At 73.6% G+C, this 23218-nt stretch carries 18 protein-coding genes; 5 read left to right on the plus strand and 13 right to left on the minus strand.

All coding sequences use genetic code 11. The features are described 5' to 3' along the window. Window positions 1–6: 6 nt before the first annotated feature. The 5 genes from ACZ6SA_RS15890 to ACZ6SA_RS15910 form a co-directional block, all read right to left on the minus strand. Complete coding sequence (locus ACZ6SA_RS15890) at window positions 7–2583, minus strand: FtsX-like permease family protein (RefSeq protein ID WP_465828520.1); 2577 nt, start codon at window positions 2581–2583, stop codon at window positions 7–9. Next, complete coding sequence (locus ACZ6SA_RS15895) at window positions 2580–5636, minus strand: FtsX-like permease family protein (RefSeq protein WP_465828522.1); 3057 nt, start codon at window positions 5634–5636, stop codon at window positions 2580–2582. Before ACZ6SA_RS15895 ends, ACZ6SA_RS15890 begins: the two co-directional genes overlap by 4 nt. 221 nt (window positions 5637–5857) lie before the next feature. Then, window positions 5858–6472, minus strand: a complete 615-nt coding sequence (locus tag ACZ6SA_RS15900; protein ID WP_347642349.1) for a CGNR zinc finger domain-containing protein — start codon at window positions 6470–6472, stop codon at window positions 5858–5860. Between the two features lie 157 nt (window positions 6473–6629). Then, window positions 6630–7502: an alpha/beta fold hydrolase gene (locus ACZ6SA_RS15905; protein ID WP_347642348.1), complete on the minus strand. Its 873-nt coding sequence runs from the start codon at window positions 7500–7502 to the stop codon at window positions 6630–6632. Window positions 7503–7614: 112 nt separating this feature from the next. Further along, window positions 7615–8499 (minus strand): SDR family NAD(P)-dependent oxidoreductase, encoded by an 885-nt coding sequence (locus ACZ6SA_RS15910; RefSeq protein WP_465828525.1) that lies wholly within the window; start codon window positions 8497–8499, stop codon window positions 7615–7617. Window positions 8500–8560: 61 nt separating this feature from the next. Between ACZ6SA_RS15910 and ACZ6SA_RS15915 the strand changes: the two genes are divergently transcribed. Further along, window positions 8561–9442, plus strand: a complete 882-nt coding sequence (locus ACZ6SA_RS15915; protein WP_465828527.1) for a LysR family transcriptional regulator — start codon at window positions 8561–8563, stop codon at window positions 9440–9442. Between the two features lie 80 nt (window positions 9443–9522). Here ACZ6SA_RS15915 and ACZ6SA_RS15920 read toward each other — a convergent pair whose 3' ends face one another. The 4 genes from ACZ6SA_RS15920 to ACZ6SA_RS15935 all read right to left on the minus strand — a co-directional run bounded on the left by ACZ6SA_RS15920 (window position 9523) and on the right by ACZ6SA_RS15935 (window position 13842). After that, entirely contained in the window at window positions 9523–10740 is a 1218-nt protein-coding gene (locus ACZ6SA_RS15920; protein WP_347642345.1) for a cytochrome d ubiquinol oxidase subunit II, read from the minus strand. Continuing rightward, window positions 10733–12085: a cytochrome ubiquinol oxidase subunit I gene (locus ACZ6SA_RS15925; protein WP_347642344.1), complete on the minus strand. Its 1353-nt coding sequence runs from the start codon at window positions 12083–12085 to the stop codon at window positions 10733–10735. Before ACZ6SA_RS15925 ends, ACZ6SA_RS15920 begins: the two co-directional genes overlap by 8 nt. 219 nt (window positions 12086–12304) lie before the next feature. Then, on the minus strand, window positions 12305–13144 hold the full coding sequence (locus ACZ6SA_RS15930) for a universal stress protein (RefSeq protein ID WP_347642343.1): 840 nt from the start codon (window positions 13142–13144) through the stop codon (window positions 12305–12307). A 170-nt stretch (window positions 13145–13314) separates the two neighbouring features. Next, window positions 13315–13842 carry a hypothetical protein gene (locus ACZ6SA_RS15935; RefSeq protein ID WP_347642342.1) on the minus strand — a complete coding sequence of 176 codons (528 nt, stop codon included), beginning with the start codon at window positions 13840–13842 and terminating at the stop codon, window positions 13315–13317. 179 nt (window positions 13843–14021) lie between these two features. Between ACZ6SA_RS15935 and ACZ6SA_RS15940 the strand changes: the two genes are divergently transcribed. After that, window positions 14022–14663, plus strand: a complete 642-nt coding sequence (locus ACZ6SA_RS15940; protein WP_347642341.1) for a response regulator transcription factor — start codon at window positions 14022–14024, stop codon at window positions 14661–14663. A 72-nt stretch (window positions 14664–14735) separates the two neighbouring features. Here the strand turns inward: ACZ6SA_RS15940 and ACZ6SA_RS15945 are convergent, their stop codons facing one another. Next, window positions 14736–16430 (minus strand): sensor histidine kinase, encoded by a 1695-nt coding sequence (locus tag ACZ6SA_RS15945; protein WP_465828529.1) that lies wholly within the window; start codon window positions 16428–16430, stop codon window positions 14736–14738. Window positions 16431–16493: 63 nt separating this feature from the next. Beyond that, entirely contained in the window at window positions 16494–17336 is an 843-nt protein-coding gene (locus tag ACZ6SA_RS15950; RefSeq protein ID WP_465828531.1) for a universal stress protein, read from the minus strand. A 157-nt stretch (window positions 17337–17493) separates the two neighbouring features. Here ACZ6SA_RS15950 and ACZ6SA_RS15955 point away from each other — a divergent pair, with 157 nt between their 5' ends. Further along, window positions 17494–17943 (plus strand): pyridoxamine 5'-phosphate oxidase family protein, encoded by a 450-nt coding sequence (locus ACZ6SA_RS15955; protein WP_347642338.1) that lies wholly within the window; start codon window positions 17494–17496, stop codon window positions 17941–17943. Between the two features lie 29 nt (window positions 17944–17972). Here the strand turns inward: ACZ6SA_RS15955 and ACZ6SA_RS15960 are convergent, their stop codons facing one another. Beyond that, window positions 17973–18950, minus strand: a complete 978-nt coding sequence (locus ACZ6SA_RS15960) for an Acg family FMN-binding oxidoreductase (protein ID WP_465828533.1) — start codon at window positions 18948–18950, stop codon at window positions 17973–17975. Window positions 18951–19007: 57 nt separating this feature from the next. Further along, entirely contained in the window at window positions 19008–19502 is a 495-nt protein-coding gene (locus ACZ6SA_RS15965; protein WP_465828535.1) for a pyridoxamine 5'-phosphate oxidase family protein, read from the minus strand. A gap of 394 nt (window positions 19503–19896) precedes the next feature. Between ACZ6SA_RS15965 and ACZ6SA_RS15970 the strand changes: the two genes are divergently transcribed. Then, window positions 19897–20910, plus strand: a complete 1014-nt coding sequence (locus tag ACZ6SA_RS15970; protein WP_465828537.1) for a zinc-dependent alcohol dehydrogenase — start codon at window positions 19897–19899, stop codon at window positions 20908–20910. 58 nt (window positions 20911–20968) lie between these two features. Beyond that, window positions 20969–23131 carry a DUF6351 family protein gene (locus ACZ6SA_RS15975; protein WP_465828539.1) on the plus strand — a complete coding sequence of 721 codons (2163 nt, stop codon included), beginning with the start codon at window positions 20969–20971 and terminating at the stop codon, window positions 23129–23131. The last annotated feature ends 87 nt before the right edge of the window (window positions 23132–23218 follow it).

Raw genomic sequence — 23218 nt, forward strand, 5'->3', positions numbered from 1 at the left:
TGGTGGTCAGGGGTCGCCCACGCGGAGGGCGTCGAGGTTCCGGCGCCGGCCCATGGCGATGTGCGCGTACGCCCCGAGCACGGCGCACAGGCCCATCCCGGCCACCAGCGCCACGGGCGTGAGCAGGCCCGGCGTGTGGCCGGCGACGGGCAGGCCACCCGCGAACGCGGACACGTCCACGCCCGGTCCGAGCGCGGCCGGCAGGACCAGCCCCAGAGCCAGGCCGACCGGCGCGGTGACGAGGACGACGGGCAGCAGCTCCAGCAGGACCAGCCGCCTGGCCTGCCTGCCGGACAGCCCGAGCGTGCGCAGGAGCGACACCGTCCTGGCCCGCCCTGCCGCCCCCGCGACCAGCGACAGGACGATCGCGACCAGCGCGTACGCCCCCAGCGCCACCGTCACCACGACCATCGTCGTGCGGACCGTGCCGGTGAGCGGGTCGGCCTGGATGGCCGCCAGCGCCGCCTCCTGCGTCTCCACGGTGGCCGACGGGACCAGCCGCGCCAGGTCGGCGGGCGAGGCGTCGCCCCTGATCAGCAGGGTGTTGGCCGCGGGCCAGGGCAGCACCTCCCGCGGCACGAGGAGGAACTGCCCGCTGGAGTAGAAACCCGGCACCGCGTCGATCAGGCCCTGAGCGGTCAACCGTACCGGCGACAGCCACATGATGTCGAAGGCGTCCCGGTCGCCCAGGGCGGGCGAGAGCAGCGCGGACCTGTCCCCGGACAGCGCGGGCAGGCTGATGGGCGCGTCCTCGTTGACCCGCCGCCACCGCGCGAGGTCCACGGCGACGGCGTACGGCCGCTCCCCCGTGGCCCCGATCTGCACCCGGCCCGTCAGCGCGAGCGCCACCTCCTCGACCCCGGGGGCCCGGCGTACGCGCTCGATGGCGCCGGGCGGGATGTCCGCGACGGACGTCAGCTTGATCGGCGCGCCCACCTTCTGCCAGGACGCGAGCCGCTGCGTGGTGGTGATCCCGTCGTGGACCACCGCGGCGTACACCGACAGGCTCAGCGCGGGCAGCAGGACCAGCACCGTCAGCGCGCCCGTGGATCGCCCTCTGGCCGCCCCGGCCAGCGCCAGGAACGGCACGGCCGCCCGCCCCCGCGCGGTCAGCCGGACGAGCAGCCGCAGCGGGTACGGGTAACACCGCAAGGTGATCAGCGCGGCCGCGAGCGCCAGCGCCACCGGGATCACCAGCAGGAACGGATCCTGCTGCGTGCCGGACGGTCCTCGCGCCCGCAGCAGGTACGCCCCCGCCAGCGCGAGCACGACGACCAGCGCCTCCACCGTCACCCGCCGCGCGGACGGCCGGGCGGTGACCAGGTCGGCACGGCGCTCCCCCAGCGGCGTGCGATGCGCGAGCACCAGGCGTGCCGCGGCGAAGGTCACGGCGGCGACGACCACGACCGCCGGTCCGAGGTGCACGATCGGCGGCACGGGCCCCGGCAGGAGGAACGACAGGGCGTACCCGGCCAGGGCCGCGGGCCCCACGGTGAGCGCGGTCAGCGCGGCCCCGGCCGCCGCCACCTGCCGCAGCGCGGCGCCGCGCGCCCGCGCCAGGGCCATCGTGCGCTCCATCCGGTCGGTCAGCAGCCGCACGCCCAGCGCGATCACGCCGAGCGCGACCGCGAACAGGCCTCCGAGCACCAGGTACATGACGGTCCGGGCGGCGGACAGCGTGGCCAGGAAGCCGGCGAGCAGAGGGGGCAGGCCGGTGACCAGGCGGTAGCTGATGCTGCCGGTCCCCTGGACGTCCACCTGCCGCCGGAACGCGGCGACCGCGGCTTCGACGCCCGGCACGCCGGCGGCGCTCGCGGCCCGCCCGTCGAGGGGAAGGACCCAGCGGTAGGCCAGCGTACGGGCTTTGTTGGTGAGCGCGCTGAGCCCGTCGTCCGACATCAGGGTCGTGGTGTGGAACTCCTCCGGCCCGTCCGCCGGCACGACCCTGGTGACGTGCAGGACGTCGGCGTCGTGGCTCCAGGATCGGTCGGCCGGGTCCTTGGCCCTGAAGACGCCGACGATCTTCGCGGCGGTGTGCGCGCTCTCGCCGAGCATCCTGGTCTGGCCGACGCGCAACCCCATCCGCTCCACGGCCTCCTCCACGACGCCCACCTCGATGACCGGGATCGTCGCACCCCGGTACCGCGTGGTGGACGGCTTGCCGGGCGGGCGGCCGCGCACCCAGTCCACCCGCCGATCGGCGTCGGACAGCCAGCCGAGGTTGACGAAGGTTCGGGTGTCGCCCGTCTCGTTGACGGGCGTGCGGAAGGTCTTGGCGCTGATGTGGCCGCCGCGCCCGACCAGGGGCCGCAGCTCCGCCGGGAGGAGCCGGCGCCAGTGGAGGCCGGCGCCCTCGAACTCCGCGCGTGAGTGCAGCTCCCCGGCGGGCAGGGCCGGAGCCGCGGTGACGGTCAGGTCGGTCCGCACCGCGACGGTCGCGGCCAGCGAGCGGCGCAGCGCCTCGTCGAACGACGCCTGCATCGTCCTCGGCAGCCCGGCGACGAGCAGGCAGGCGACCGCCGTCAGCACGACGAGCAGCGCCGACGTGCCCGCGTGCGCCCGGACGCCCAGGGGGATCCTCACCGCTCCTCCAAGGTCTGCCCCCGCCACATGCGCCGGGCCAGCCCGGCGACGATCGTGACCAGCACCGCCGTCACCAGGGCCAGCATCGCCACGACGGCCGCCCACGGGATGTGGAACAGCACGCCGGGCGTGACCGCCGACGCCTGCCCGGTCATGACGACGCGCGGGACCACCAGGTTCCCGACGACCACGGCGAGCGCGGTGCCGGCGGCGAGCGACAGCCCGATGACGAACGCCTGCTCCGTGGCCAGCATCCCGAGCACCTGGCGGGGGCCGGTGCCCAGCGCGCGCAGCACGGCGAACTCGGCCCGCCGCTCCCGCGCCGCGACCACGGCGTTCACCAGGAACCCGAGCACCGCGAACCCCAGCGCGGCGGCGAACGCCAGGGTCAGCGCGCCCTGCAGGGCGCCGGCCAGCGGATCGTCGCGCAGTTCCGCCGCCAGCTCCCGGCGGTCGACCGCGGTCACGTCCCACTGGGGGTTGCGGCGGAGGATCTCCCGCGCGGGAGCGGTGTCGGGGGCGGCGAGCCACCATTCGGTGGCGGGCCTGGGCGGCTGAGCCGCGGCCAGCTCGTACGCCTGCAGCGTCTCCCAGTCGGCGAGCACGGCCTGCTGGTCCGGGGCGCTCGTGGGCATGCCCGTCACGATGCCGGCCACCTCGACCCGCACGACCCGGCCGGCGAGGCGAACCGTCCCGACCTGCCCGACGTCCAGCTCCAGGGTGGCGGCCAGGCCGGACGTGAGCACCACGGGCAGCGGGCCCGGCTCACGCGGCGGGCCGAAGGTGATCACGCCCCGCGGGCGGGCGACGGCCCCGGCCACCGGCACGTCCCGGCCGTCCGCGCTCAGCCCGGTCAGCCTCAGGGCGGCCTGCTCGCCCGCCACGAGACCGCGTACGGACAGCGGATAGGTGATCGTGCCGGCGCGTCCGGCGAGCGGGGCCAGGTCGGCCTCGACCCGGTTGCCGCCCTCCCGCAGCTCGCCGAGCGGCAGGTCGAACCACACGCCCAGCGCGTCGGACAGCACCAGCCTGGCCGGCACGGCGGCGCGTGACTCGACCCGCACGGTGAGGGCGCGCGGCCGTCCGGGCAGCTGCAGCCGGGCCGCCCGGTCTCCGGCGAGCGCCGCGGACAGCTGCGGCACCGTCCGCGCCGACAGGTCGGGGCGCAGGCGGAACAGCTCGCCGAGCCTGCCCGCGTCCAGGGCGACGAGCAGCGCGCTCTCGCCGCCCACCCCGGTCGGCGCCCGGAAGGCGGGGGAGGCGGCGGTGACGCCGGGCAGCGCCGTGAACGCCGTGCCGCGGCCGAGCGTCCCCAGCTCGGGCCCCTCGGACGGGCCCGACAGGCGCAGGTCGGCCGCCGCCCGGTGGTCGGCCTGGTCGCGCTGCGAGGCCTGCCAGGTGGCGGTGGTGGCCATGGAGACGACGCCGATGGCGATCGCCAGGGTCAGCAGCAGCGCGGGGCCGGCGTACGTGAGCGGCCGCCTGCTGACCTGCCAGGCCCCCAGAGCGGGCGCGAGGTCAGGCCGGCGCGAGGTCAGCCGCTCGGCCAGCCGCGACACGCGCGGCACCAGCCGCAGCCCCAGCAGGCCGCCCGCGAGCAGGGCCAGGGCCGGGCCGGAGACGATCAGCGGGTCGATGCCGAGCCCGCCCGCCGCCGTCGCGGTGACCGGCGCGCCGTAACGCTGGAGCTGCCAGATCGCCAGCCCGGCCACGACCAGCAGCGCCAGGTCCGCGCCCGCCCCCTGGACCAGCCCGCGCCGGCCGCCGCGCCCGCGCGCCGACTGCTCCTCCACGTACGTGCGCCGCGCGCCCGCCACGGCCGGCAGCGCCAGCAGCGCGGCCGCGGCCAGCGCCACCCCGGACGACACGAGGAACGTGCCCGCGTCAACCCGCGGCGCCAGCCGCACTCCCGAGGCGCTGATCCAGGGCAGCAGGCCGATCAGCGCGAGCAGCGGCGGCCCGAGGAACGGCGCCACGATCGCGCACGGCACCGCCACCAGCAGCGCCTCGCCCCCGGCCAGGCTCGCCAGCCGCGTCGTGCCCGCGCCGCGCGAGCGCAGCAGCGCCATCTCCATGCGCCGGTGGTCGGCGAGCAGCCGCGCGGTGAGCATCAGCGCGTACGCGGCCAGCACCAGCAGCTGCAACACCGGGATCAGCACCGTGGAGCGGGCCACCAGGGACGCGGTGTCGAGCTGGGTGAGGAGTTCGGGCAGGTCGCCGGCGGTCAGGCAGTTCACGCATCCGGCCGCCGCCAGCCGCTCGCCCACCCGGCCGACGGCCTCGGCCAGCGGGCGCAGCCGTTCGGGCGTCAGCGCGCCGAGCTCCGGCTCGGCCGCCCACACGGCCCGCACGCCGGTGGCGAAGCGCGCGACGAACGTCTCCTGCGTCACCATCAGGGGCCCGTACGTGGTGTACTCGCCACGCTCCACTCCCCTGCTCAGCAGCTCCTCACCGGCCCACCGCTCGCCCACGGGGTCGTCGAGCCGGAAGACGCCGACGACGTGGACCTCGACCGGGCGCCCGTCGAGCCGCGCCTTCGTGACGAGCTCCTCGCCGATCTCGAACCCGGTGGCGGCGGCGGCCGGCTCCGAGATCGCCGCCTCGACGGCCGGCCCGCCGGCCCGCGGCCACCTGCCCGCGGCCAGCCGGGCGTGCCGGTCGAGCCCGTCGTGGCTGCCGAACCGCAGCAGCTCGGGCCGCTCCTCGCCGTCCTGGCCCGGCATGACGTACGAGTCGGAGCGCAGGCTGGTGGTGACGGCCGGTGAGGCAGCCGGTGGGGCAGCCGGTGGGGCCCCGTGGGCCGCGGCGAGCTCGTCGCGCACCATCCGGTCGTACTCCGGGAAGGTCCCGGCGTTGACCTGGGCGGTGATCGTGGTGGTCGTCTGGCGGTACGAGGCCGTCTCCATCGCCCTGCGCACACCCGCGCCGGCGATGGAGGAGGCGTACATCGTCAGCGCCACCAGCGTGGTCGTCGTCAGCAGGATCGAGCAGAGCGCGGCCAGGAGGAGCAGCGGCTCGCCGAGCGCCCGCTTGACGACCAGCGGCCCCCGCATTCCTCTCTCCTTCCCCGATGTTTAGACCTTCGGGGCCCGGCGGGGCGGGGGCAAGGGTGACGGCACACCTGATATGCGCATGTGATCGTCCGATCTCCGGACGGCGTGAGCGCGCGGGAACGGCGGCGCCCGCCTGCCCGGTCGAAGGGCTCACCGTGGCCGTCGGGCGTTGACACCGACGGAGTTCCGCCCCCGGTTCGGGCAGCCGGAGTTCTACGCCGTCACGCTCTTCCGCGAGGGCCCGGGGGAGGCTGTTCGCGCTGCCGGCGCTGGTGGGCGCGCACCTTGGTCCGGTTGCCGCAGCGCGCCATCGCGCACCAGCGCCGGTTGTGCGCGGGTGAACGGTCGACGAAGCGCAGGGCGCAGCGGTCCGCGCCGCAGAGGCGGACCCGGCGGACCTCGTCCGACACCAGCAGGTCCACCGCGTCATGCGCGACCAGGCCCAGCCCTGCCGCGGCGCCCTCGGCCCTGTCGCGCGACTCCCCCGGCGCCAGGCGCCCGTCCACGATGGCGACCTGGGGTGCCGGACGGAGGGCCGCCATGGCCGCTTCGTTGATCAGGGACAGGTCTCCCGCGTGGGGAAGCTCGCCGCTCGCGGCCGCCATGACCGCCCGGTCGATGGCCTCGCGCAGTCGCCGGGCGAGTACGAGCACGCCCTCGGGCTCCGCGTGGGGCAGGGCCGGTTCGCCGGCCACTCCCGCGGTGTACAGCCAGCGCAGCACGTCTCCGGGCTCCCGGAGCGTCTCACGAGGTTCCTTCCAGCGGTCGCGCAGGGTGTTGACGAAGTCGAGGCACACGCTGCCGCCGTGCCAGAGCCACTCGTCGTCCGCGGTCACCTGTGCCTCCTGTCCACCAGATCGACGGAGGCGCACCGTGTCCTCTCCGGGACACGATCCTGATCGCCCACGCGTGGGACCACGAGGCCTTTCACGAAGGCGCATCCTCTTCCTCCCGGTCTGGGGACGCACGCCGGGACGGGCGAGCGTCCTGCGCTCACGGGTGACTCCCCCGGGTGAGGAATCCGCGAAGGTGGTCGAGGAGGATGTCCGGTCGCTCCTCGGGGATGAAGTGACCGCAGGCGGGGATCTGGCCACCCGTCACGTCGTCGGCGTACTCGCGCCAGATCTCCAGCGTCGGAAGGCGGGCGGGCAACCCGGCGGAGCCCCACAGGGCCAGCACGGGCATGGCGAGCCTGCGCCCCATGGCCGCGTCGGCGTCGTCGTCCACGAGGTCCTGCTCCTGGGCGCGGTAGTCGTCGAAGCCGGCCCGCAGGGCGCCCGGCCGGGAGAACGCGCGGACGTAGGCGTCCACGGCATCGGGGTCCAGGCCGTGACGGTTGTACGTCCAGCGTTCGAAGAAGTACTCCAGATATCCGCGTACGTCGTTGGCCACGAGGCGTTCCGGCAGGTCCGGCTGCATGTGGAACAGCCAGTGCCAGTAACCGGAGGCCACCGAGGCGTCCAGCCGCCGGAACATCTCCCGCGTCGGGACCACGTCCAGCACGACCAGCCGCTCCACCTGCCCGGGGTGGTCGAGCGCCCAGCGATGCGCGACGCGGGCACCACGGTCGTGCCCCACGACGACGGCCCGCTCGAAGCCGAGCTCCTGGACGAGCGCGGCCATGTCGGCGGCCATCTGGCGCTTGTCGTAGCCGGTGGCCGGTTTGTCGCTGAGCCCGTATCCGCGCAGGTCGGGCGCGACGACCGTGTGATCGGCGGCCAGCGGCCCGAGCACCGCCCGCCAGCAGTGGCTCGTCTGCGGCCACCCGTGGAGCAACAGGATCAGCGGGCCGGAACCCGCTCGGGTGTAGTGCACGCGGATTCCGTTCACGAAAGCCACGCCCGTCGTCGTCACGGCGCCGCCCATGGTGCCCCCGTCCCTCTTAACCGTCTTAGATGGTTAAGCTAGCTCTCACCCCTCCGGCGCGGCAAGGAAGCCGGCGCCGGGCGCGGCGTCACCAGCGCGGCAGGGGTTCGGCCTAGCCGGCGAGGTAGCCGCCGGCGGCGTCGAGGTCGTGACCGACGACGGCGCTCGAGTCGTCCGAGGCGAGGAACATGACGACCCTGGCGATCTCCTCGGCCGCGACGATCCGCTTGACGGGGTAGTCCTGGGCGATCTGCTCGTACGTCACCCCGAACGCCTCGGCCGCACGCCGCAACATGGGCGTGTCCACGGCGCCCGGCGCCAGCGCGTTCACCCGGATGCCGTCGGCCGCGTACTCCAGGGCCGCCACCTTCGTCAGCGACGCGACGGCGTGCTTGCTGGCGTTGTACGGCGCGATCGTGGCCCACCCGACCTCGGCGGAGACCGACGCGGTGTTCACGATGGCGCCGCGGCCCCGCTCCAGCATCCTCGGGACCTCGTACTTCATGGCGAGGAAGACGCCCGCGGCGTTGGTGCGCCACACGGCCTCCATGTCGGCGAGGGTCTGCTCGTGCACGCGGACCGCGCGGGGGCTTTCGATCCCGGCGTTGTTGACGGCGATGTCGATCCGGCCGTGGCGGCGTACGCAGGCTTCGACGAAGTCGCGCACCTGGCCCTCCTCGCGGACGTCGGCCCGCCGGAAGGTGGCCCTGCCGCCCGCGGCACGGATGCTCGCGGCGACCTTGTCGCCGAGCGCCTCGCGCCGGCCGCAGAAGAACACCGCCGCCCCCTCGGCCGCGAACGCGCGGGCGGTGGCCTCTCCGATACCGGACGTGGCGCCCGTGATCAGGACGACCTTGCCGGCGAACCGGTCACGTGGCTGCTGGAGCGTGCGGGCGGCGGCGCCGGGGGTGAGGGCTGTGGCCGCCGCCGCGGTGGCGCCCGCGGTGAGCAGGGCCCTTCTCGACGGCGTGCGGAGGTCTGGCTTGCGCGTGGTCATGCCGACAGGCAACCAGCCGGGGGACTCCACGGGCCAATACCTGTGCCCATACATTTCAGGCATGGACGTGGACACGCGGGTGCTGCGCTACTTCGTCACGGTCGCCGAGCGGCTGAGCTTCACGCAGGCCGCGAAGGAGCTGTTCGTGGCGCAGCCGTCGCTGTCCCGGCAGATCCGGCAGCTGGAGGAGCGGCTCGGCGCCGACCTGTTCACCCGGCCCGAGGTCCGGCTCACCCCCGCCGGCGAGCAGTTGCTGACCGCGGCACGCCGCCACATCGCCGAGTGGCAGGAGACGACGAGGCTCGTACGGACCACCGCCGCGGCCACGCGGAACGTGCTGCGGGTCGGGTTCGTCGTCGCGGGCGGCGGCCCACTCGCCCGGCGGGCGCGGGCCGCGTTCGCCGTCCGCCGCCCGGAGGCCGCCGTCGAGCCGAAGCGGTTCGAGTGGGCGGGTGAGACGCGGGCGCTGCGGGACGGGCAGGTGGACGTCGCCTTCGTGTGGCTGCCGGCCGACCTGTCCGGGCTGCGCAGCGAGGTGGTCGCCAGGGAGCGCAGGTGGGTGGCGGTGGCCGCGGACCACCGGCTGGCGGGGCGGGAGTCCGTGGACATGGCCGACCTGCGTGACGAGCCGATCGGGTGGACCGAGGTGGCGCCGGCCGCGTGGGTCGACTGGTGGGCGGTGAACCCCCGGCCGGACGGGTCCGCGCCGGTCTGGGGGCCCAAGAACGACAACGTCGACGAGATGCTCGAGCACGTGGCCGCAGGAGCGGCGGTGTGCATCGGCGCCCGCTCGATGGCGGAGTACTACGCGCATCCCGAGCTGACGTGGCTGCCCATCACCGACGTGGAGCCGCTCCGGATCGCGCTGGCGTGGCCGCCCGGCACGGTGAACCCGCTGGTGGGCGAGTTCGTGCGGGTCGTGCGCGAGATCGTCGCGGAATGACCGGTACGGCTCGCCCGCCGGCGCGCGAGATCGCCACGCGGTGGCCTCGATCCCCCGTCGCCTGACGGCCGGTACGGCCGTCAGGCCCGCTGGTCCGGCTCCGCCGTCACGAGGGCGAAGGTCGCCACCGCGCAGGCGAACAGGCAGATGACGCCGAGAGCGAAGAGCCAGCCGGGTTCGGCGAGCACGGTCGCGCCCGCGCCGACGAGCAGGGTGGCGAGGGCGAAGCCCGCGAGCCGGCGGCGTCCGGCTCGGCGGGCGGCGGCGGGCGGGGAGGGGGTTCCGGTGTCGGTGGCGGCGCCGGGGTCCAGGGTGCCGCGGAGGAAGAGGCGGAACAGCAGGACGAGCGAGGGAACCAGCACGATCGCTCCGCCGGCGACGGCGACGACGACGGCGAGCAGCGTCGACGGGCCGGCGGCTGCCTGCTCGACCGTGAGACCGGGCAGGAAGCGCGGCCTCTGCGCCATCGCCCAGCCCGCCACGATCGCGGCCACGGCGACCGCAGCCGAGGCCCGGGCCAGGCCGAAGCGCTCGCGCCAGACGAGCAGCAGGGTCGCGATCCCGGCCACGCCCGAGACGGCGACCATCACGGCGCCGCCGTCGCTGGTCAGGCCGGCGAACAGCAGCGGGGCGTCGTACCTGGCGACGATGAGACCGGCCAGCGCGAACGCGCCCGCGCACCCGCCCGACACGAGGGCGCGGGCGCGGAAGTCGTGCTCCAGGCGTCTGGAACCGAACCGGCGCGCGTCGGCGGCGAGGTAGACGGCGGCGAGATATCCCCCGGCGGCGACCGCGAGCCCGCCGATGAGCAGTGAGGTGGGGTTCAGCCAGCTGGTGACGAGGTTCCCCGCGGCGTTGCCCACCGGGACGCGGCCGGAGGCGATCGCGCCCGCGACCGTGCCCAGCGCGAACGGCGTCAGGATCGAGGAGAGGGCGAACAGGTACTCGATCGGCCGCTCGCCGGCGGCGCCCTCCAACTGGCCGCGCAGCGCGTATGAGGCGCCCCGGAGGATGATCCCGACCGCGGCGGCGAACAGCGGCACCGCCAGCGTGGACGTGATCGAGCCGAAGGCCACGGGATATGCCGTCCAGCACACGACCAGCACGAAGATCAGCCAGACGTGGTTGGCCTCCCACACGGGTCCCATCGCGTGGCGCGCGTGGTGCCGGATCGCCTGGTGACCGGCCTCTCCCCGGCCGGCCAGCAGCGTCCACAGCCCCGCGCCGAAGTCCGCGCCGGCCAGCACGGTATAGGCGGCAAGGCCGGCGAGGATGAACACCATGGGGATCTCAGCCATCGTGGTCCTCGATCGGCACGCGGCTGAAGCGGTGCAGCAGCCATGCGACGCCGCCGGCGAGTCCCAGGTAGACCACGATCAGGGTGCCGTAGCCGACGGGTATCCCGGACGCGTCGGTGACCGCCTGGCTGGTTCGCATGATCCCGTACACGATCCAGGGCTGGCGCCCGACCTCGGTGGTGATCCACCCGCAGATGAGCGCGACGACCGACAGCGGGCCGGCCAGGACGACCGCGCGGAAGAACCAGCGTGAGCGGGGCAGCCGTTTGTGACGCAACCGGACATAGAGGTAGACGAGGCTGAGCAGGGCGAGCAGCGTCCCGATGCCGACCATGCCCTGGAAGGCCAGGCGTACGACGTTGACCGGCGGCTGGTCCTCGACCGGCACCGCGTTGAGGCCCTGAACCGTCGCGTCCGGGTCGTGGAAGGCCAGCAGCGACAGCAGGCGCGGGATCGCGATGCCGTAGTCGACCTCCTTGCCGTCGTACCAGCCCAGCAGGTGCTCGGGCGCACCGCGGGTGGTCTGCCCCAGCCCTTCCAGCGCGGCCAGCTTCACCGGCTGGTGCCGCGCGACCTCCCGCGCGGCCCAGTCACCGATGATCACCTGCAGCGGCGCGGCCACCGCCGCGGCCGACAGCGCGACCGTCAGGGCCGTGCGGCGGTAACGGTCCCGGCGTCCGCGCAGGAAACCCCACGCGTACGGGACGGCAACGAGAAACCCCGCGACGATGAAGCCCGCGAAATACATGTGGACGAACTCGTGCCAGAAATAGCCGTTGGCGAACAACGCCGACCACGGGTGCGCGTCGACGGCGCGACCGTCCTGCATCCTGAACCCCACCGGGTGGTTCATCCAGCCGTTGACGGAGATCACGAACAGTGACCCCATGACCCCGGCGATCGCCACGGGGATGCCCGCCAGGAAGTGCGGCAGTGGCCGCAGGCGGTCCCAGCCGTACACGTAGATGGCGATGAAGATCGCCTCGGTGAAGAACGAGAACCCCTCCAGCGTGAACCCCAGCCCGAACACGTCGCCGAAGCCGGCCATGAAACCCGGCCACAGCAGCCCCAGCTCGAAGCTGAGGATCGTCCCGGTCACGACGCCGATGGCGAACAGCGCCAGCATCACCTTCGACCAGCGCCTGGCGAGCGTGCGGAAGAGCATGTCCCCGGTCCGCAGGTAACGCCACTCGCAGAACAGGACCATCGCGGGAAAGGCGATCCCGAAGCACACCAGCGGGATGTGCACGGCGAGCGACAGCGCCTGCATCTGCCGCGCCTCGAACAGGTAGTCCTGGTCGACGGATGTGAACGCGCCCCCGAGAGCCGCGATCGTCGCGCTCATGTCGTCTCTCACCTCTGGCCGTGTCGACCACGCCCACCGCCGACAGCTGGGTCCGGTCCGTGACGAAGACCTCCGGCATGGTGGAGGTGCCGGCGATCGACACTACAGGCAGCCTTTCGTTACTCTCTGCGAGACTCGCCGGGCCGTCGACCAGGCCGCGGACGCCTCATGCGCCGCAACGGACCTGATGACCGCCGGGCGGCAACCGCCACCGGCGGCTCACGCCTGGCGCGTCCGGGGGCGTACCACGGCCACCGGGCAGGTCACGTGGTGCAGCACCGCGTGGCTGACCGAGCCGAGCACCGCGGAGGCGAAGCCGCCCCGGCCGCGCGAGCCCACCACCAGCAGATCCGCCGTCCCGCCCGCCCGGATCAGGACGTCGGCCGGATGGCCGACCACCTGCTCGCCGACGATCGCGACGTCCGGGTTCTTCTCCTGCCAGGGCGCCACGCGCTCGGCCGCCCTGCGGATGTCCTCCTCGCGGCTGCTCTCGATGAGCATGCCGTATCCGGCCACCAGCGGCGGGGCGATCGGGATCTGCCAGGCGAACACGACGTGCAGCGGCAGGCCGCGGACGCGGGCCTGGTCGACGGCGTACTTCATGGCGGCCTCGGAGTCGTCGGAGCCGTCGTCCCCGACGACCACCCGCCCGTACTGCACGACGGACGGCCCGCGGACGAGCACGAGCGGTCCGGTGGCGTGCCCGGCGACCCCCAGGCCGACCGAGCCGAGCACGAGCCCGGCGAACCCCCCGAGTCCCCGGCTGCCCAGCACCACGCTGTCCGCGGACACCGACTCACCGATCAGGGTGTCGATCACGTTGCCGGGCAGCAGTTCCGTGGTGACCTCGACGTCGCGCGTCAGGCCCCGTGCCCGGTCGGCGGCCGCGGCCAGCGTCCCGGCACAGTACTTCGTCCCCTCATCCCCGTAGCGCCACTGCTCGCACACGTGCACGATCCGCAGGCCCAGCCCTCTGCGCTGGGCGTCGGCGGCGGCCCATTCCACGGCCGCCCTCGCCGGTACGGACCCGTCCACGCCTGCCACGATGTGTCCGGCCATCACGCACCTCCTCCGCTTTCCTCCAGCCTCGCGCGGCGCCGGCGCCCGGCGCAGGAGCACGAGGTCCCCGACCAGCAGGGCCATTGGTCCTCACCGGCCGCCCGCGGCGCACCCGGTGCACGGACCGGCGCCCACCTCCGGTCGCCGGAGGTGGCGCGCGGGCGTTCGCCCTACTTCAGGTAGGGGTTGCGCCGGATGATCGGCAGGTTGCCGAGTCCGAGCGTGGTGCCCGCGTCGGCGAGGGCGAGGCCGACGAGGACGATCGAGTAGACGATGTGGTCGTCCATGAAGGGGTTGGTGGCCAGGGGCAGCTCCGCCGCCCACATCAGCACGAGCATGAGGCTGCCCGCGCCGGCGGCGATGCGGGTGCCGGCGCCCAGGACGAGCGCCAGGCCGACTCCGAGCAGGCCGGCCATGAACAGCCAGTCCACCCACGCCTGTCCGGCGAGGATCGAGAAGAAGCCGCCGAGCGCGTGGTCGCCGGTGCCCTTGAGGAAGCCGGTCGTGGGGCTGCCGCCCGCGATCCAGGCGCGTCCGGCCGGGGTGGCTAACCCCCAGCCGAAGGTCTTGTCCAGAAACGCCCAGAGGAAGATCCAGCCGATCGAGATCCGGGCGATCGCCCAGACGTGGTCGACCGGCCGGCGTGCGGCGGTGGTGGCGCCCGTCTCCCCGATGGGCCTGGTGTCGGCGGCGGCCATGGCGGTCCCCTTTCGGTGCTGACTCGTCGTCCCTGTCGCACCTCCATCACACCGTTGGCGGCCCTCGCGAAGCAGTGCCGTAGGCCCCGGGGACGAAGGACCTTCGTCCCGCCGTGGCCCCGGCAGGCGGGTTGACGTGAAGCTTGGGCGGTCCCGCGTCTTTGACTAGTGTCGGAGGCATGATTCGTGTGTTCCTCCTTGACGACCACGAGGTCGTACGACGCGGGGTGGCCGCCCTGCTGGAGTCCGAGGACGACATCGAGGTCGTCGGCGAGGCAGGAACCGCCGAGTCGGCCACCGCCCGCATTCCCGCGCTCCGGCCGGACGTGGCGGTGCTGGATGTGCGCCTGCCCGACGGCAACGGCGTCGACGTGTGCCGGGAGGTCCGCTCGCAGTTGCCCGGGCTGGCCTGCCTGATGCTCACCTCGTTCGCCGACGACGACGCTCTGTTCGACGCGGTGATGGCCGGCGCCTCCGGCTACGTGCTCAAGCAGATCCACGGCTCCGACCTGGTCGGCGCGGTCCGCACGGTCGCCTCCGGGCAGTCCCTGCTCGACCCGCAGACCACCGCGGCGATGTTGCAACGGCTACGCGAGCAGGCCGCCAGGAAGGACCCGCTGGCCGAACTGACCGAACAGGAACGCCACATCCTCGACCTCATCGGCGAAGGGCTGACCAACCGGCAGATCGGCGAGCGGCTGTTCCTGGCCGAGAAGACGGTCAAGAACTACGTGTCCAACCTGCTGTCCAAGCTCAACATGCAGCGCCGCACCCAGGCGGCCGCGTTGTCGGCCCGGCTGCGGGCCGGCAAGCGCGAATGAGCCTGGCGCCGTGCTCAGCACCTCACTGGTTGCCTCACTGCGTTGCCTCACTGGGCGCCGGCCCGGCACGCGTCAAGGGAGGGGGACGTGCCAGCGCAGCCTGGTGCCGCCGTCGTCCGGAGCTTCCAGCTCCGCGGTCCCGCCCAGGCGGCCGGCCCGTTCGCCGATGTTGCGCAGGCCGCTGCGGCGAGCGCTGTCTCCCAGGCCGACGCCGTTGTCGGTGACCACGAGGGCGAGCCGGCCCTTGGAGGTTTCGACTGAGACCTCCGCGCGGGTGGCGTGGGAATGGCGCACGACGTTGGACAGGGCTTCGCGGAGCACGGCGAGCAGGTGCTCGGCCACGGTATCGGGCACCAGGGCGTCGATCTGGCCCTCCATGCGCAGCCCCGGCATGAAACCCAGGTGGCCGCTCGCTCCCTCCACCAGGTCGACGATCCGCGCACGCAGGCTCGGAGCCGCCTCCTCGCGCGGAGTCTGCAGGGCGAAGATGGACGAGCGGATCTGCCGGATCGTCTCGTCCAGCTCGTCGATCGCGTGCTGCAGCCGCTTGGCCGCCTCCGGCCGTTCCACCAGCCGGACGGTGCTCATCAGCGTCATCGCGGTCGCGAACAGCCGCTGGATGACCACGTCGTGGAGGTCCTTGGCGATGCGGTCCCGGTCTTCCAGCAGGCCGAGCCGTTCGGCGTCCTGGCGGGCCTCGGCCAGCTCCAGCGCGAGCGCCGCCTGGCCCGCGAACGACTCGACCATCTGCTGGTCGGCCCTGCTGAACGGCAGCCGTCCGCTCCGCTTGGCCAGCATGAGGACGCCTCGCACCCGCGGCGGCGTCCCCAGCGGCACCGCGAGGCCGGGCCCGTATCCCGGCCGTCGCAGCGGCGAGTCGGGGTAGGCGGCCAGATCCGGATCGGACCTCGGCTCGCCCCGGGTGAAAGCCTCGCCGGCCAGCGTCGCGCCGACCTCGAATCTCATCGCCAGCGACTCGTCCGCTCCCTCGCCCTCCGCCACGTCCACGGTCAGTGCCTGGCCGGACGGCTCGGGAAGCAGGAGCTGGACCAGGTCCGCGTCGCACATCCGGCGGGCGCGCGCCGCCATGGTGGTGAGCACCTCGCGGGAGCCGACGCCGGACAGCAGGCTCGTGGTGATCTCCGTGGACGCCTGCAGCCAGGTCTCGCGCCTGCGCGACTCCTCGTACAGGCGGGCGTTCTCCACCGCGACGCCCGCGGCGGCCGCCAGCGCGACGACGACGGCCTCGTCCTCCTCGTCGAACTCGCCGCCGCCGCGCTTCTCGGTCAGGTAGAGGTTGCCGAACACCTCGTCCCGCACGCGTACCGGCACTCCGAGGAACGTGCCCATCGGCGGATGGCCCGGCGGGAAGCCGTACGACTCCGGGTGGTCCGAGATGCGGCCGAGCCGCAGCGGCCGCGCGTCCTTGATCAGCAGACCGAGCAGGCCGAGCCCGTGCGGCCAGTGCTCGATCCTCGCGATCTCCTCCTCGCTCAGTCCGACCGGGATGAACTGGATGAGCGTGCGTTCCTCCCCGATCACCCCCAGCGCTCCGTAGCCGGCGTCGACCAGCCTGGTCGCGGTCTCCACGATCCGCCGCAGCACGGTCTCCAGGTCCAGGTCGCTGCCCACGGACACGACCGCCTCCAGGAGGGCGTGCACCCGATCGCGCGTGGCCAGCACGGCGTTCAGCCTCGTCTGCAGCTCGGCCAGCAACTCGTCGAGCCGCATCTGGGGGAGCAGCGGATGCTGCTCGCTCTCCGACATACCGCTCAGTTTCGCACCTGGACGGCACGTCGCCCACCGCGGGCCACGGGCTGGGCGGCGAGGTCAGGCGCGGACGACCGCCACCGGGCATCGGGCGTGGTGCAGGACGCCCCTGCTGACCGAGCCGAGCAACATCGCGCTCAGTGCGCCGCGTCCGTGCGAGCCCACCACCAGCAGGTCCGCTCGTTCGGAGGCGTCGGTGAGCGCGTCCACGGGATGCGCGGAGGGAACGTCCTCGATGGTCTTCACGTGCGGATGGCTCTCGGCGAAGGCTGCCAGCCGGACGCGCACGACCTGGTGCTGCGCCGTACGGATCTCGTCCATGTCGTAGACGAGCTCCGGCGCGTAGACGTGCACCGGGAGCTGCCAGGCGTGCACCGTGCGCAGGGCGGCTCCCCGCAGTTCCGCCTGCTGGAAGGCGTAGGCGAGCGCGGGCTCGCATTCGGGTGTGTCGTCCACGCCCACGACGACCTCCCCGTGCACCGGGCGGTTCTCGCCGCGCACGACCACGACGGGGCAGTGGGCGTGCCCGGCCACGTGCGTGCCGACCGAGCCCACCAGGGCGCCGGCGAATCCGCCGAGACCGCGGCTGCCCACCACGACCTCGGTGGCGCCTGCGGCCTGCTCGCGCAGGACCGCGGCGGGCCTGCCCTCGACGTGCCGGATGGTCACCTCGACGGTGGGCCGGCGCTCGTGAACGAGCTCCTCCGCCTCGCGCAGGATCGTCAACCCTTCGCGCAGCAGCAGATCGGGCAGGCCGATGCTCGCATATTTGCCGATCTGGTACGGGCTGCGGTCGACCGCGTACACGATCCGGAGCGGCACCCCCATGCGGAAGGCGTCGCCCGCCGCCCATTCCACGGCGGCTCGTGCGGCCACGGAGCCGTCCACTCCCACGATGATCATGACGTGTCCTCCTTCGTCGCACCTCCATCGGAACCCGCCCGCCCCGGCAGGGTGCAGGGCCGGAGGTCGGCTTTCCCCGGGCCGAAGGACCCTGTCTGCCGCGGGGGCACGTGGGTAGCGTCATCGTCGTGACCACCACCGGAAGGGAGACACCCGCATGACAAGCAGTGGCGACTTCGGGACGTCGCGCACGGGTACGGCCGGATCCCCACCGGAAGTGCTCGATCGCGAGGAGTGCCTGCGACTGGTGGCGCCCGGCGGCATCGGCCGCGTGGCGTTCACCGGCTCGCAGGGGCCGACGGTGCTGCCCGTCAACTACACGGTCCACGACGGCGCCATCGTCTTCCGCACCTCCTACGGCGGGCCGATGGACCAGGACCTGCGCACGGGCCTGGAGGGCGTGGACATCAAGATCGGTTTCCAGGTGGACCAGATCGACGTGGCCCGGCGGGAGGGCTGGAGCGTCCTCATCCAGGGTCCGGCCCACCATGTGCCGCACGACGAGACGCCGGATGCCGACATCACCCCGTGGGCGGGCGGCGAGCGCCACCTGTACATCCGCGTCGTCCCGCACCAGGTCACCGGCCGCCGCATCCACGGCCTCTGAGGATCCCCGGGGTCAGCCCCGCTCGGCCCTCACCACACGACCTCGGACAGGGGACGGCGCACCGAGCCCTTCTCGTCGAAGGTGACGCCCAACCTCATGAGCATCTGCGGGTGCTCGCCCGAGCAGAGCCCCTGCCTCATGAACTCGCGCAGCAGGCCCATCTCCAACGCCTGGGTGTGGAAGGCGGCGCTGACGCCGTACGCCGAAGCACGCAGCAGAACGTGCTGCAGCGCCTGCCCTGCGGCGATCCACTCCTGGCGGCCGTCACCCCGCGTGGTGAGCAGCGCCACGACTCCGACGGCCGCCGCGCCGCGCGGGTCGGCGTCGTAGCCCCAGTCATGCCGCCAGGCGTAGTCCCGCTGGGGGAAGCGCGGCTCGGTCGGCGCCGCCGCGCGGGGGTAGCCGTCCGCGGGCACCCCGTCGGTGCGGCTGCTGCCGGGTGGCCTGGCCCAGCGGATCACCTCAAGGCTGAAGCGCCGGTCCTGCGCCTGGACGCCCTGGGCGGCCTGGGTGAGCGCGGCGAGCACGTCGACCGCCTCCGGGGCGCGGACGGGCGTCAGCTTGGCCCCTTCGCTCAGTGCCGCCGCGCTCAGCCGGTCGATGAGCCTGTCGGGCACCGGCACGTCGGCGAAGCCCGCCCGGTGGGTACGGCGGTGCCGGATCTCGCCGGCCAGCACCGCGGTGGACTCGTCGGGCTGGATCCCGGCGCCCGGCCGGAGCGTGGCGAGCAACGACGGGCGGTCCGGGTCCGGCAGGACGCGTACGACGGGCTCGAAACCTTCGTGGCGCAGCACCGTACGCATCGTGAACAGGGCAGCCCCGCAGCTGATCAGCACCTCGCGGCCCGTGGTGTCGCTGACGCGCAGTCTCCTGTCCGGGTCGGCCCGCAGGCTGATCGTCTCCTCCGACACCGAGAAGGTCCAAGGTTGCGTGTTGTGCACGGACGGTGCCCAGCGCGCCGCCTCCACCGCGGCGTCAAGCACCCGCTTCGCCGAAGGGATGGCCATGACTCTCACCTCCATAGGGGGGTCAGGCTCAGCGCATCACGCGGGAGGGGTGCCCGGTCAGGGCCGAAGGTCCCGGCCTGGAGGGCCGTCGGCCCTCCGGTCCGCGAGAGCCGCGGCGGGAACCAGCATGAACCCCGTGACGATCTCCGGCTCGATGCGGATCACCTGGTCCATCTCGCCCGCCACCCACGGGAGCAGCATGGCCTTGAGCCGGGTGGCCTCCCGGGGATCGGTCACGAGGCGCGCCACCCCGGTGACGATCACGCTCCAGCCCAGGCGCTCGTGCCCGTCCAGCTCGTCGGCTTCGAAGGCCACCACGGCCTGCGCGGGCGCCACATGGGTGCTCACGATCGTGCCCGGGTTGGACCGGATGACGATCCGCCCGTCCACCACGAGGTGGTTCACCGGCCGGACCGCGGGCAGGGCGTGGCGGGTGAAGACGATCCGGCCGAACGGCACGCCCGCCAGCAGGCGCATCGCCTCGCCCTCAGACAGTTCCCGCAGGCGCCGAGCGCTCGCGCCGTCGAGCCGTTCGCCGGAGTGGTACGTCACCCCACCACCCTGCCGCCCCGGCCGCGGCGGAGAACAGGGACCAAAGTCCCTTTCCGCGGGAAAGCTCCTTGTGTGTCATCCAACGGCCGGCCGGCGACCGGTGATCAAGGCGGCGGTAGGCGTGAAGCGCCGCCGCCACGGTCCTGGCTTCCGTGGACCTACGTGAGCACGGCGCGGCAGGCGGACACCAGGGGCGAGCGCGAGGCGCGGGGCGGCTGCTGCGCGGATATGAGTTGACAGATTCTAGAATGTCGCTACTAGAAAGGGGATGACATGTCCACGACGACCGCTGTGGTCGAGCGGTCCGGGCACTACCGGGGCACCGCCCGCTGGCACCAGGCGCTCTCTCCTGAGGCGGCATGAAAGCTCGGACATCGGGTGGGAGGCCACGCCGGTGCGCGCGCTGGTGCTGACCGGCCCGGGCCAGGCCGACGTCCACGAGGTCGAGCCGCCGGCCGCGGCACCTGGGGAAGTGATCGTGGACGTCGAGCGGGTCGGCGTGTGCGGGACGGACGTCGAGCTGTTCACCGGCGGGATGAGCTACCTGCGCAGCGGCCGGTCCTGGTATCCGCTACGCCCCGGCCACGAGTGGTGCGGGCGCGTCGCCGCGGCCGGGCAGGGCGTGGACGGCGACTGGCTCGGCCGCCGCGTCACGGGCGACACCATGCTCGGTTGCGGACGTTGCGAACGCTGCCGCGGCGGCCGCCATCACGTCTGCGCCGACTCGGCCGAGATCGGCATCAGCCGGGGCCGCCCGGGCGCGCTGGCCGAACGGCTCGCGGTCCCCGTCACGGCCCTGCATCCCCTGCCGGACACCGTGGATCCCACGCTCGGCGCGCTCGTCGAGCCGGGAGGCAACGCGCTACGGGCCGTCCGCGCCGCCGAGCTCGGCTCGGGCGAGCGGCTGCTGGTCCTGGGCACGGGCACGATCGGCCTGCTCGTGGCGTTGTTCGCGCGCGCTGAGGGAGTCGACGTTCACCTGATGGGCCGCGACGAGGAGGCCCTGTCTCCGGCCCGGCGGCTCGGCTTCGCCAACGTCTGGACCCGCCCCTCGCTTCCGTCGCTGCGCTGGGACGCCGTCGTCGACGCCTCCAACGCGGCCGGGTCGCCCGGCCTCGCGGCGCGGCTGGTCGAACCCGCGCGGCGCGTGGTCTGCATCGGGCTGGCCGGCGCCCCGTCCACGATCGACACCCGCGAGCTGGTGCTCAAGGACGTCACCGCCGTCGGCATCCTGGGCGGCTCAGCCGGGCTGGAGGGAGCCATCGCCGCCTACGCCCGCGGCTCGGTGGACGCCCGCCCGCTCGTGGCGGCCACGGTCGGCCTCGCCGAGACCGCCGGAGTCCTCGCCGGCCACCGTCCTCCCGGCGCAGGCCCCGGCCCGAAGATACACATCGACCCACGGCGCTGAACCGGCCGCGGCTGGACGGTCTCTGGCGTGGAGATCGTTTATGGCGTAAAAAGCCCATATGAGATCGTTTGCGCGTCGTTTATCTTCCCTGTCGGCCGCCGGGGTCGTCGCAGTGACCCTCGCCTCGGGCCCGGTGGCCGCCACGACCCCCGAAGGGGGCGACGGCCTGCGCTTCACCGTGCTCTCGTCGCGCCCGCAGGTCGTCTCAGCCGGTAACGCCCTGGTCCGGCTCGACGTCCCGGACGGATCCGCCCAGAAGGTACGGGTGACACGCGACGGGACGGACGTGACCTCGAGCTTCCGGCCCGTCGACGGCGGCAGGGCGCTGGAAGGGCTGGTGACGGACCTGCGGGCCGGGCGCAACGTTCTCACCGCGTCGGCGCGCGGCGTCCGGCCGGCGCGGATCGTTCTCGACGACCACCCGGTGACGGGACCGGTGTTCTCGGGGCCGCACGAGCAGCCGTTCATCTGCGACACGGCCGAGTTCACCACGGTGACCGGAAGCAAGCTCGGCCCGCCGGCGGACGATGACTGCTCGATCGCCACCCGGGTCGACCACGTGTACCGCACCACGGCCGGGAAGTTCGCACCGCTGCCCGCGGGCCAGACCCGTCCGGCCGACCTCGCCTGGACGACGACGAGCGAGGGCCGCCGGGTGCCGTACATCGTGCGGGTGGAGACCGGCACCGTCAACCGGGCCGTCTACGAGATGTCGATGCTGGCCGATCCCGCCGCCGAGGAGCCGGATCCGTGGCGGCGCTCGCCCGGCTGGAACGGCCGGCTGATCTACACCTTCGGCGGCGGCTGCTCCAGCGGATGGTACGTCCAGGGCCGCAACACCGGCCACGTGATGGACGACAGGATGTTGCGCCAGGGGTATGCCGTGGCGTCGTCCTCGCTCAACGTCTTCGGCAACAACTGCAACGATCTCCTGGCCGCCGAGACGACGAGCATGGTCAAGGAACGCTTCGTCGAGGCGTACGGCGCCCCGGCGTTCACGATCGGCTGGGGCTGCTCGGGCGGGTCGTACCAGACGCACCAGATCGGCGACAACTATCCCGGCCTGCTCGACGGCATCGTCTCGGGATGCAGCTTCCCCGAGGTCGGCTTCGGCACGGTCAACACGATCACCGACGCGCGCCTGCTCGACCACTACTTCCGCGAGATCGCGCCCGACGCCTTCAGCCGGGAGCAGCAGCAGGCGGTCTCCGGCTTCGGGCGCTGGGAGAGCATCGCGAACCTCGGCCGGGGCGGCGGCCGGATCGACCCGCGGATCTTCTGCCCCGGCCAGCTGCCCGCGCCGTTGCGCTACCACCCGGAGAGCAACCCGACCGGCGCCCGGTGCGACGTGTACGACCACACCGTGAACGTCTACGGCCGCGACCCGCGGACCGGGTTCGCCCGGCGGCCGCTGGACAACACCGGCATCCAGTACGGGCTGGGCGCCCTGCGGGACAAGGCGATCACGGTCGAGCAGTTCCTGGACCTCAATGAGCGGATCGGCGGCTTCGACGCCGACGCGAACCACGTGCCGGAGCGGACGCGGGCCGACCTGGCCGCGACGCGCGCGGCGTACCGGAGCGGGCGGCTGCTCAACGCGGGCGCCGGCCTGGCGCGCATGCCGATGATCGACTACCGCGCCTACACCGACGACGCGCCGGGCGGGGACATCCACATGCGGTTCCAGTCGTTCTCGACCCGGGAGCGGCTGCTGAAGGCGAACGGCACGTTCGACAACCAGGTCATGCTCGTCGAGGACAACCGGTACGGCGGGTTCTCGCTCAACAGCCCCGTCCTCCTGGACGCGCTGACGCAGATGGACCGGTGGCTCACCGCGATCGCCGCCGATCACGGCGCCGGCCGCCCTGCCGACAGGGTGGTGCGGAACAAGCCGCGCGAGCTCACGGACGCCTGCTGGACCCGTGACCCCGAACCCCGGAAGATCACCGAACCGCAGGTCGCGGGCAACGGCACGACCACCTGCAACACGCTGTACCCGGTGTGGACCTCGCCGCGGCTCGTCGCGGGCGGCACGATGGCGAACGACATCGTCAAGTGCCGGCTGCGGCCGATCGATCCCGCCGAGTACGGGACACCCCTGACGAAGCCCCAGCTCGACCGGCTGCGGAAGATCTTCCCCGGCGGGACCTGCGACTGGAGCGCGCCCGGGGCCGGGCAGCAGGGCCTCGCGGGTACCTGGCAGTCGTTCGGCAAGCGCTGACGTGAGTCCGGCGGGGGGGGGGGGGGGGGGGGGGGGGGGGGGGGGGGGGGGGGGGGGGGGGGGGGGGGGGGAGGGGGGGGGGGGGCG

It is taken from the genome of Nonomuraea sp. NPDC049378 (assembly GCF_055586745.1).